Source organism: Vibrio sp. 1401, from assembly GCF_033340295.1.
The window spans coordinates 128,877-140,568 of record NZ_JAWOWF010000008.1; the positions used below are offsets into that span (position 1 = coordinate 128,877).

At 46.5% G+C, this 11,692-nt stretch carries 10 protein-coding genes; 5 read left to right on the forward strand and 5 right to left on the reverse strand.

Going from position 1 to position 11,692, the window contains the following annotated elements; genetic code table 11:
• Positions 1-71 precede the first annotated feature (71 nt).
• Together R7Z77_RS06970 and R7Z77_RS06975 are read left to right on the forward strand one after the other, a co-directional pair.
• Positions 72-749 (forward strand): response regulator transcription factor, encoded by a 678-nt coding sequence (locus R7Z77_RS06970; RefSeq protein ID WP_005389368.1) that lies wholly within the window; start codon positions 72-74, stop codon positions 747-749.
• Complete coding sequence (locus R7Z77_RS06975) at positions 746-2,035, forward strand: sensor histidine kinase (protein ID WP_213967568.1); 1,290 nt, start codon at positions 746-748, stop codon at positions 2,033-2,035. Before R7Z77_RS06970 ends, R7Z77_RS06975 begins: the two co-directional genes overlap by 4 nt.
• Before the next feature lie 104 nt (positions 2,036-2,139).
• On the opposite strand, the gene R7Z77_RS06980 is transcribed toward R7Z77_RS06975, so the two are convergent.
• A complete protein-coding gene (locus tag R7Z77_RS06980) occupies positions 2,140-3,378 on the reverse strand; it encodes a leucine-rich repeat-containing protein kinase family protein (RefSeq protein WP_064354152.1) in 1,239 nt (412 codons plus the stop codon).
• Positions 3,379-3,601: 223 nt separating this feature from the next.
• On the opposite strand from R7Z77_RS06980, the gene R7Z77_RS06985 reads away from it, so the two are divergent.
• On the forward strand, positions 3,602-4,498 hold the full coding sequence (locus R7Z77_RS06985; protein ID WP_064354217.1) for a 1-aminocyclopropane-1-carboxylate deaminase/D-cysteine desulfhydrase: 897 nt from the start codon (positions 3,602-3,604) through the stop codon (positions 4,496-4,498).
• A 39-nt stretch (positions 4,499-4,537) separates the two neighbouring features.
• Here the strand turns inward: R7Z77_RS06985 and R7Z77_RS06990 are convergent, their stop codons facing one another.
• On the reverse strand, positions 4,538-5,080 hold the full coding sequence (locus tag R7Z77_RS06990; RefSeq protein WP_064354153.1) for an isochorismatase family protein: 543 nt from the start codon (positions 5,078-5,080) through the stop codon (positions 4,538-4,540).
• Between the two features lie 150 nt (positions 5,081-5,230).
• Positions 5,231-6,091, reverse strand: a complete 861-nt coding sequence (locus R7Z77_RS06995; protein ID WP_064354154.1) for a LysR family transcriptional regulator — start codon at positions 6,089-6,091, stop codon at positions 5,231-5,233.
• A 99-nt stretch (positions 6,092-6,190) separates the two neighbouring features.
• Here R7Z77_RS06995 and R7Z77_RS07000 point away from each other — a divergent pair, with 99 nt between their 5' ends.
• Together R7Z77_RS07000 and R7Z77_RS07005 are read left to right on the forward strand one after the other, a co-directional pair.
• Entirely contained in the window at positions 6,191-7,255 is a 1,065-nt protein-coding gene (locus R7Z77_RS07000; protein ID WP_005376744.1) for an HlyD family secretion protein, read from the forward strand.
• Between the two features lie 9 nt (positions 7,256-7,264).
• Positions 7,265-8,284, forward strand: a complete 1,020-nt coding sequence (locus R7Z77_RS07005; RefSeq protein ID WP_064354155.1) for a DUF2955 domain-containing protein — start codon at positions 7,265-7,267, stop codon at positions 8,282-8,284.
• Positions 8,285-9,291: 1,007 nt separating this feature from the next.
• Here R7Z77_RS07005 and R7Z77_RS07010 read toward each other — a convergent pair.
• Entirely contained in the window at positions 9,292-10,320 is a 1,029-nt protein-coding gene (locus R7Z77_RS07010; protein ID WP_017636058.1) for a methionine synthase, read from the reverse strand.
• A 30-nt stretch (positions 10,321-10,350) separates the two neighbouring features.
• Positions 10,351-11,325, reverse strand: coding sequence for a DUF1852 domain-containing protein (locus R7Z77_RS07015; RefSeq protein WP_017636059.1), 975 nt, complete (start codon positions 11,323-11,325; stop codon positions 10,351-10,353).
• Positions 11,326-11,692 lie beyond the last annotated feature (367 nt).

Consider the following 11,692-nt stretch of genomic DNA (forward strand, 5'->3'; position numbering starts at 1 on the left):
GTCCTTAGTGAATAATGTTCGGTTAAGACGAAGTCTTATTTTCGAACACCTGCCCACTTGGAGAGAAATACATGAAACGCGTACTTTTAGTCGAAGATAATCGAGAAATTGCAGGCATGCTGTTCGATTATTTTGAGTGTGCAGGTATGGAACTCGATTATGCAGACAACGGCGAACTCGGCCTGAAACTAGCGATGGAAAACACCTTCGACATCATCTTGCTCGATCTCATGCTGCCACGCATGGATGGCCTGACCATGTGTAATAAACTTCGCGACGCGGGCAACAACACACCGGTACTTATGCTGACGGCGCTCGATAGCCGTGACGATATGCTCAAAGGCTTCCAACACGGTGCGGATGACTATCTGACCAAACCTTTCGATCTGGATATTCTTGAAGCGCGCATGATGGCACTGATCCGCCGTTACCGTGGCACTGTCGCATCGAGCAAGTTGGAATACGGTGAAGTGTCTATCGACCAAAAAACGCGTAAAGCTTATCGCCAAGATAAACTGTTGGCGCTAAACCCTACCACTTACACCATTCTGGAAATGCTTGTGAAAAGCGCGCCAGACGTAGTGACACGCGAAGAAATTGCCTTCCAACTTTGGCAAGAGAACGAGCCGAACAACGACGTTCTGCGCAGCCACATTTACCAACTTCGCAACCAACTTGATAAGCCATTTGAACAACATGTGCTTATCACCGTGCCGAAAGTTGGCTTCCGCTTGGAGACAGGTGCATGATCAATCGCTTACTTGCTAGCACGCAAAGCACACAAAGTATGACAGGGCGACTCGCTCTGTTTTTCTCTTTTGTGTCGGTCGTGATTGGCATCTTCTGCTTTTTGTTGATTACCGGCTCCCTGCTTTGGTCTGAAGACCGCGTGGGCGAGCGTCGTATTATGGTCGACAAAAAAGAAGCAATTGAACATTTCCAGTCCCACCCAGAGCAAGGCAGTATTCAACTTGACCTGCTCACCACTGCATACAACGACATCTCATTGGTTGCCGAGCGCTATCAAAAATACCTGATTGGTCAAAAGCACTTTCTTGATGAAGTAGAAGACGGTGAATACTCGCGCATGGTTTACATGAGCACTTACACCTACAAAGGCGTTGAACATCCCGTTATTCTGGTTTCCTTGATTGATGAAATCGAGATCACCTCAGAGGAATTCATTCTCGTCGTCGCTATGGTGCTGTCCATTGTCGCCGTGCTGGTGTTCCTGTTTGGTAGCCTCCTGCTGCGCTTATCACAACGCTTGATTGAACCCGTCAATGCGCTTAAAACTCAACTCGACCATCATCAAGGCGATGCTACGCAAACTTTTAGCGTGCCAGAGGGCTCGGCCAAAGAGTTCCAAACCCTCGCGGATGAGTTGAATGAGTATCGCCACAAAATCAACCAAGTCATCAAGCGTGAGCAAGCCTTTGCACGATACGCAAGCCATGAACTGCGTACACCGTTAACCGTAATGAAAGGCTCAAGCAGTTTACTGGCAAGAAGTGCGAACACGGATTTCCAGACCCGCCAGGTGAACCGAATTCAAGATGCAACGCAGCAGATGTCGACTATGGTGGATGCCCTACTCGGCTTAGTGCGTTACGAGCGTAATGCAGATGATTCACCAGTGCGCAGCATCACCGAAGAAGAACTCATCCAAATCATCTTCCAAAGCCAAGCTCAGGCGGATGAGAAAGCACTCAGCTTTGATGTACAGATCGACGGCAACCCTAGAACGCGCGCGACCAATGCCGTGTTGACCATTATTCTTGGCAACCTGATTCGCAACGGCATCGCCGCGACACCATCGGGATCAATTCATATCAGCATCGGGGAAAACACCATCTCGGTACGTGATGAAGGCGAAGGCTTTTCGACCATTCCACATTCTGATGGGCACGGATTGGGTTTGATGATTGTGGATGATTTATGCCAGCGTTATGGCTGGCAATTTAAGATTGGTACACATCCAGAAGGTGGTTGTGAGGCGGTGATTAATCTTGCGTCAGAGCATCAAGAGGCTTGATCAGAGTAACTTCCTCAGCGCCTAATTCAATTGAGAGGTATCTACTTTGCTAAGTATCAAACGAGCAATTCGATACCTCTTTTTAATTTCGATTGAATGAAATCTTATGCTGCAAGCGCTGCTAGTCGATTGAATGCTTGCGATGCCGATTCCGACGCCTCACACACAGAAAACATATCTTCGATAAAGTACTTCAACGCTCTAGATTCAATGGTTCGGATTGCCGCTTGCTGTTCGTCCGATAAGTAACCGTAAATGCTCGCCGCACCAAAATCGCCGAAGATCATCTCACCTTGCTCATTAACCAAAGTATTGTGCGCATACAAATCGCCATGGCACACCTTGTTGTCGTGCAGGTGATTAAACACGTCCACCATCTGCTCAACAATGGAATTGACTTGCTCGACCGTCAACGTAAAACCTTGTGGGAATGTATCTCGGGTGCAAGTTTCCAACGTTGGTGGCAAACCCAAGTTGTAGTAACAGTTTGGGATCAGCTCCATCACCAAAGCAAGCTCATTACCGTCATCCACTTGCGCGATGGATTTCACCAAGTTGTTGTGATGCCCGGCTTGCAAACATGCTTCAAGTTCATCATGTGGGTAGCCGTCGCTGGTCACTTCGCCCTTGAACACTTTCACCGCCACTTCATTCGGGAAGTCGTATTGAGCGTCAGTCCAGTTAGCATGAGAAATCACACCACTCGCACCTTGGCCAAGAACATGATTAAGCGAGTAACTGTTTGTCGTCACTTTCGGCACACTGTCTAACGAAGATGGGTGTTTGCAGAATGGGTTACCTGCGAAAGCAAACCATGCCAATTTAGGCAGCTTCATCAACACATCCGGGAAGTGCTCTAACTGGTTCGCAGATAAACGAATCAATTCTAAATTGACCAAGTTTTCCATGCTGTTTGGCAGTTGTTTGATGCGATTGCCCGCCAATGCAAGCTTTCTTAGGCGTGGTCTTTCACCCAGACTGTTTGGCAGAACTTCAATCTCGTTGTCGGTCAGAATCAACCAACGTAACTGAGTTGGTAGTGAGGCTTCACTCACCACTTTAATCTTGTTGGTTTTAAACCCAACCATCTCAAGGTTTGGCAATTTACCCAAGACCTCTGGCAGATGGGTGAACTGGTTGTTGGAAGCAAAGATGATTTTTAGCTTGGTCAACTGTTCCAACTCTGGTGGTAAATCTGACAGTGCGTTACCAGACAAATCTAACACTTCAAGCGTTTCTGCAAGCTCTAAAATTTCCATAGGAAACTCAGTTAGCCCTTCTGCCAACTTCAGTTGTTTCGTTCCTACTAATTGTCCTGTTTTTAATTGTTCTAGAGTTTGCAAAACCAAGCCTTCTGATTGAGTTGAAATAAGCGGCGTAGTTTACGTGGCTTGAAGCAGAAAGGCGAGCCATTGCATTACAGCCCCAGTAAAAGCGCGTCAAAACATCAGGAATAACCGAAATGGTTGTACTGAAACACAGACTTTTTATCTGGGTTTAATGGCGTTACACTACGCGCCCTTTTTAAATGGCAAAGGTGACACGGTTTATTCCGTCAGCATCGACATGAAACTCTCAGAAAGTCCTATCACCCAACATAGCTTTAATGGGCACAAATTTTTCCTTAAACGTGACGACATGCTCCACTCCCACTTTTCTGGGAACAAAGCACGTAAGTTTATGACGTTAATGGAAGAGCACAATCCCGACATCACCACGTTAATAAGCTTTGGCTCCGCTCAATCTAATGCCATGTACTCGCTAGCGGCTCTCGCCCAGATTAAAGATTGGGCATTTGAGTTTTATGTTCATCACATTCCATCTTGGCTAAAAAGCTCCCCCATCGGAAACTATCGCGGCGCTCTCGATTTGGGTATGAAAATCACCGCCATGCAAGACATCGGTAGCGAACTCCACCCTAGTGAGTACATCCACCAGGTACGAAGATTAGATGAATCGACATTGCTTATTCCAGAAGGTGGACGTTCCCACCTCGCTGAAGCTGGCATCAAACAGTTAGCACGAGAAATTCTTGATTGGACGCGATTGAGAGGTAAAGAGCAGTTTGCGGTCGCCCTGCCATCAGGCACTGGCACGACGTCTTTATATCTTCATAAACATTTAAGTCCACACGGCATTGAAGTGCTAACTTGCCCTTGCGTAGGCGATGCAGATTACTTAACTGAGCAGTTCAACCAGCTCGGTGAAAACAGCCACCCAACCATTTTAACTATCCGCAACAAACACCATTTTGGTCGCTTGTACGAAGAAGATTACATCACATGGAAAGCACTCTTTGAGCAAACCGACCTCGAATTTGACCTGTTATACGACCCGTATATGTGGCAATGCCTCACCCCTTGGTTGGAAGAGAACACAGATAAAATGGTGATTTATATTCACCAAGGCGGGTTACTTGGCAACGAGTCGATGTTGCCAAGATATCAACGAGAATTTGAATAGCGTGTTCAGATAAAGTTGTTGTTGATTCCAGTGATTACTCTATTTGATGAGCGCCAGAATTTCTTTGAATTCAGGTGCTCGGCAATCTTCGACCATTTCATACAAACACATTTCTAGCCCAGTGAGCACCACACCGTTAGCGGTTAACTTCGCAAGAGCGAGCGCTTTATTGGCAGCGGTTCGGGAAGATACACAATCCGTGACTAATTCAACGCGATAACCGGACTGGCGCAGAGAAACCGCGGTTTGATAGACGCAAATGTGGGATTCAATACCGCAAACCAACCAGGTATCAACTTTCGCGTTCTCCACCGCGACCTTAAACGTCGCCTCTTTGCAACCATCAAACGTGTACTTGGTAATAGGTAAATGCGTGCTTTCAAGCACTTCACGAATCGGCTCCGCGGTTGGGCCCAACCTTTCTCGATTCTGTTCTAGCCACAGAATAGGCAAATCTAGTGCTTTGGCACCCTTTACCAGTTTCGTGATATTTTCAATCAGTGCGTCGCTTTCATGCATTAATGTAGCGAGTTTGCCCTGAACATCCACCACAATCAGGCCCGTGTTTCCTTTCGATAACATTTCCATCTCCTATCTTGTGCGACCACAAACCATACTCAACAAGTTGAGCAACAGTTAATGTATCAGAACCCTTTCATGTTAGAGCAATAAAACCTAGAAAGATGACCTTCGCTCACACATTTGCCCTTAGGTAAGTGTGGTTTGAACTGACTATTTAAATTTCTCTCGAATTAGCTCAATCAAGGCTTTGACTTTATTGGGCAGAAATAAGGCCGAGGGATAAATCAGAGTAAGATGCTGCTTCGGATGCGCGAATTGAGGCAGCACCTCGACCAACAAACCGTCTCTCAGTGCAGGCTTGGAATGAATTTGTGGAATAAACGCGATGCCGTTTCCTGCTATCGCCATCGAGCGCAGCAAGTTGAGGTCGTCCGAGCGCAACGCCACATGCAGATCTGAATCGAGCAAATCAGCATTGTAACGATTAGTTAAAAGGCGATGCTGCTTAAGATCTTCCACCGTTTTTACTGGCGGATGCGATTCTAGATAGGCTTTTGACGCAACAAAGTGACTACGATAAGGCAAAAGACTGAACTGCACATAGCTGTCATCGGTGACTTTGACCACGCTCGGAAGAAGCTGCAAATCAAACGATTGACGCTTGAGATCGACACTCTCTTGATGGTTTTCAATCTCGACCGAAATATCCGGATACCGCGTTGTGTACTCGGTGATGATCGCGTTAAACGCGGCAGAGCTCATCAATGCGGAAGGAATGGCTAAACGCACCTTGCCCGTCAGCTCTTGTTGATATTCGTGCATGGCATTTAAACCTTGCTGAATATGGTCAATAGGCTGCCCCACCAACTCAAACAAGCGTTTCCCGTGCTCCGTCAACTCAATGCTGCGTGTTGTGCGGATCAAAAGCTGTACCCCGAGCGATTTCTCTAATTCTTGCAGACGACGACTCACTTTTGAGCGTTGTAGTTGATTCGCCTCTGCCGCTGCACTTATACCGCCGTGAACCACCGTCTGAGTGAATAGGTAAATATCATCAAAATTAACGTTCATTGTCCTATTTTTAGGTCATTTATGTTCGTATTATCATTCTACTGAATTGTGAGTGACTTCTCTATAATCCGCTATCCAATATGTTTAATGGAACTTGTAATGACGGCTGACCAAAAATTCAAACACTGGATGCGAACTTTGATTGTCCTGTTCATCGTACTATTTTTGTACATTATCATTGCTGACCGCCACGCCCCCTTAACGACCGAAGGACGAGTGCAAGGATACGTTGTCCAAGTCGCACCCGAGGTATCTGGTAAAGTGACCGACGTTCTCATCGAGAATAACCAGTCCGTTCAAAAAGGCGATGTGTTGTTTACGATTGATGATCGTAAATACAAGATAGCACTTGAACAGGCGGAGCTGTCTCTGCAATCCGCTTATGAAAAAGAAGCAACACTGTATTCTCAACGCGAAGCCGCTCTTGCCAATATTGCCCGCGCACAAGCGACATTTGATAATGCACACCGCGAATACAACCGCTTACTGACGTTATCGAAGCAGAAAGTCATCTCTCAATCGACACTCGATAATGCCTTTGCCCAAAATCAGGTATCACGTGCAGCGCTTAAAGCGGAACGACAAAACTTAAAAGTCATTGAGGCGCAATTAGGCGATCAAAAAGGTCAAAGCACCGCCGTTCGAATTGCCAAAAACGGCATCGAAAAGGCGCAACTTGATTTGGCAAATACCGCGGTACTCGCTCCCAGTGATGGTGTCGTGACCAACCTGCAACTAGAAGTTGGCACGATGGCAAACACCAACATGCCATTGCTGACATTTGTACCAACAGGATCACTCTGGGTAGCCGCTGATTTTCGTGAAAAATCCGTCGCGAACGTAGACAAGACTTTCCACGCCTTGGTCACATTTGATGCCAACCCGGGTTCGGTGTACGACTTTGATTTAGCTAGCCGCGATTACGGTGTAGCAGCCGCACAACAAACGCCTAATGGCGCACTAACCAAAGTGGAAGTGAACAACCGCTGGGTACGTGATGCGCAGCGTACACGAGTGAACCTAACCAGCAGCGAAGAGTTACCACCAGCACTGTTTGTCGGCTCTCGCGCTACCATTGTTTTGTACCCAGACAACAGCATTTTCTGGCAGTTGATGGCGCAAGCACAGATTCACCTCGCAAGCTGGTTCCACTTCATTTACTAGGCGGCGACAATGAAAACCTTACGAATTTGGTTCGGCTGCTCTTTAGGGCTCGCGCTAAGCATGATCTTCGGTTGGTCTTACGGATTTTTTGCCATCATGATGCCGCTGTTTATATTGGGCAGAATGGACCACTTTAACCTAGCGGCTTTATTGATCGTGTTTTTCTCTGCGGTGTGGACAACCATACAAGCCACATTTTTACTGGAATACTTGCAGTTTCATCCAACATTAATGAACGTAGCCGTTGGAATCATGATGCTGTTCAAGTGCATTGCAATGATGAACCAGAAAACCTATTTGTTTGGTTACATGGGGCTGTTGGTGGGTTCAATTGTGTTGAATTTTGCCAGCTATAACTTCATGGATATTGAAGAGTTCAACGTCAACATGTGGGTGATGGCGTTCAGCAATATTTTTGTTTGCGCATTCGCGTATTGGTTGTTCCCGGAGCCAAAATCCTCCGCCGAACACATTGAGATATCGACCCCCGTGAAAAGCGATATTGACTACATCAGCCAAGTTGCCATGGGTTGGGTAGTGGCGATGGCGGCATTTATCGTATTCCAAGTAGCAGACTTATATGACTCGCTATCCGCACAAGCTTCCATTTTGATCATCCTAACCCCAATGACTTTAGCGGGCTCGCTCGCCATGGCAAAAATTCGCATCATCGGCACCGCACTAGGCTGCATCGCAGGGATGGCTGTTCAGCTCATATTGGGCAGTTGGTATGGGCATGGGCTACTCTTTTGGCTCGCCTTTACCATTGCGATGGGGCCATTCTGCTTGTGGCTCACCAAGGGGCAAATTAAAGCGGCTATCGCGTTTTCTGCCATGTCTGCCCTATCGGTTCCGCTGACGACCTCATTGGTGCCAGAACAAAAAGACGCGTTCTTTTCGATCTTGTACCGTTTCAGCTCGATTTTCGTTGCTGTTCTGCTCACCGCGATGGTGATGTGGGTGGTGCATCACTGGATTCGTGTGATATTGCTAAAGCATCCTGAGATGAAGAACGTGGAGTTGAATTAAGCCTTGGCAGAGGCTGGAAACGGGAAATGTATGTCGCTCACTTTACTGTGAGCGGCATTTTTATTTAAAACGGTCACCCTGAACATTGAGGAACGAGCGTGGTTCAGGATCTACTCACCGAGTGCTGTAAAGTTCTAAGGTTATCGCCATTTTCCAGTGAGTTGTTAGTAGATTCCTAGTCTCGTCTAGACTCGCTGGAATGACCAAAATTTGAATACAAGCCAAATAGTTGGGTATGTGAGTAACGTATCTTCCAACATCCGTCATCCTGAACAGCGAGGGACGAAGTGATTCAGAATCTACTAATCACGTGCTTTGAAGTGCGAAAGTTCTCGTCATTTACCAGCGAGCTGTTATCAGATTCCTAGTCTCGTTTAAACTCGCTGGAATGACGCTATCTTGAAACTGCTCTAATAACTAGGGTTGTGGCGAGCAATATATCTTCCAATATCCGTCATCCTGAACAACGAGGGACGAGGTGATTCAGGAGCTACCCACCGAGTGCTTTGAAGTGCGAAAGTTATCGTCATTTCCTAGCGAGCTGTAATCAGATTCCTAGTCTCGTCTAGACTCGCTGGAATGACCCTATCTTGGAGCAGATCCAATACCTAGGGTTGTGGCGAGCAATGTATCTTCCAACATCCGTCATCCTGAACAGCGAGGGACGAGCGTGATTCAGGATCTACCCACCGAGTGCTTTGAAGTGCGGAAGTTATCGCTATTTCCTAGCGAGCAGTAAACCGATTCCTAGTCTCATTTAAACTCGCTAGAATGACCCTCTCTTGGAGCAGATCCAATACCTAGGGTTGTGGCGAGCAATGTATCTTCCAACATCCGTCATCCTGAACAGCGAGGGACGAGCGTGATTCAGGATCTACCCACCGAGTGCTTTGAAGTGCGGAAGTTATCGCTATTTCCTAGCGAGCAGTAAACCGACTCCTAGTCTCATTTAAACTCGCTAGAATGACCCTAATTTTAGTTCATGGTGCGGAGCCTAAGTATTAACATCAACCCACCAACTCTTTACGAATGATCTCCGCACCCGCACTTAACGCATTGAGCTTAGCGGTCGATACTTCAAGAGACAAAGGCGCCATACCACAGTTGGTACATGGGTAAAGCTTGTCGGCATCAACGTATTTCAATGCCTCTCGCAGTGTATTCGCCACTTCTTCTGGCGTTTCAATTTCGTTGGTTGCAACGTCAATCGCACCAACCATCACTTTCTTACCGCGAATCAACTCAAGTAACTCAATAGGCACTCGTGAGTTATGACACTCAAGCGAGATAATATCGATATTTGACTGCTGCAATTTAGGGAATACTTCTTCGTATTGTCGCCATTCAGTGCCTAGCGTTTGCTTCCAATCCGTGTTCGCTTTGATGCCGTAGCCATAGCAGATGTGCACTGCAGTTTCACATTTCAGCCCTTCAATCGCACGCTCTAAACACGCAATGCCCCATTCGTTCACATCATCGAAAAACACATTGAACGCAGGTTCATCGAATTGAATAATGTCGACACCCGCCGCTTCAAGCTCTTTCGCTTCTTGGTTGAGGATCTTTGCAAATTCCCAAGCCAGCTTTTCACGGCTACCGTAATGATCATCATAAAGTGTGTCGATCATCGTCATAGGGCCTGGCAGCGCCCACTTGATAGGTTGCTTAGTTTGCTGACGCAAGAACTTGGCATCTTCAACAAACACGGGCTTTGTGCGGCTTACTGGGCCAACCACCGTCGGAACACTTGCTTCATAACGGTTGCGAATGGTCACCGTTTTACGGTTTTCAAAATCTACGCCGCTTAAATGCTCAATAAAGGTCGTCACAAAATGTTGCCGAGTTTGCTCTCCATCACTGACGATATCAACGCCTGCCAATTCTTGCTCTTGCAAAGCGACGCGTAGTGCATCACGTTTGCCATCAATCAGTTCTTCACCTTGCAGTTTCCACGGTGACCAAAGTTTTTCTGGTTCGGCCAGCCAAGAAGGTTTCGGTAAACTGCCAGCCGTTGAAGTCGGTAATAGTGTTTTCATCGTCATTCCTTTCTAGATTCTCGTTGTCGATTACGCGTAGTTTGCAGACCATTGTTCAAGCACAGATTGATAAGGTTTGATGAAATGCTCCTCGGCAAATTTTCCTTGTTCAATCGCCAGTTGGCTGCGCTCTTCTCGGTCGTAAACGATTTGAGTTAGCGAGTGGTCTAGGTTTTTTAGGTTTGGCTGGTAGCAATTACCGGCAACCGCGTTGGCATTGTAAATCTCAGGTCGGTAAATCTTCTGGAATGTCTCCATCGTGCTAATCGTGCTGATAAGCTCTAGGTTTGAATAATCGTTCAACAAGTCACCGAAGAAGTAAAATGCCAACGGTGCAACGCTGTTTGGCGGCATAAAGTAGCGCACCTGTAAGCCCATCTTCTTGAAGTACTGCTCCGTCAACGAAGATTCGTTCGGCTGATATTCAAAGCCCAAAACAGGATGTTGGTTTTCGGTGCGTCGGTATACCTTGTTGTCCGATACACTCAGACAAATCACCGGCAGCTTTTTGAAATGCTGTTTGTAAGACTCAGAATTAACGAAAGCTTTGAACAGTTTGCCATGCAAATCACCGAAGTTCGCTGGGATGCTGAACTGTGGCTGGTTTTTGTTGTGGTCCAACAGCAAAACGCTAAAGTCGTAATCACGCACGTATGAAGAGAAGTTGTTGCCCACAATGCCTTCAATGCGCTCGTTAGTGTTGTGGTCAACAATGTTGGTTTTGAGCACTTCAATCGATGGGAAGGCTTCTCCACTACCTTGGATATCCATATCAACGGAGATGATTTCAAGTTCAACGGAGTAGCGGTCACCTTGCGCGTTATCCCAATATGCCAACGCATTAAAACGATTGTCGATCATTCGGAGCGCATTGCGCAGATTCTCTCGGCGGTAGTTTCCGCGAGCCAGATTAGCAAAGTTGGTAGTGATTCGCGTGTTGTCTGATGGTTGGTAATTCTCATCAAAGCGAATGCTTTTGATAGCAAATGTGAAATCGTTATTCATCGTGAGTTGGTATCCTATTTCCTTAGATAAAGCAGACTTTTCCTAACTCTGTGCATGGGGACATTTTTTGTTTTTTGGTTTTCCCAATCGTTAGGTTGCACAGCACTTACGACGAACGGTTCGTACAAAAAATGACCGTCGCAGTGCCTAACACCAGAGCAGTCCTTTTTTATACTTGCTTCACGAGTTGAGTAATATTGGTATTGTTTCACATTGAACATGAAGGAAATTCATAGTGGGAGTTCCAACCCTGAGAGAGCTATCGTAGATACTGTTTTTCATTGACACCAATACACGTAACTTGGCGAGCATATTGCCAATATGTGTAATTAAGAAACGGATAAGAGATTAGCAGTACGTAAACCAG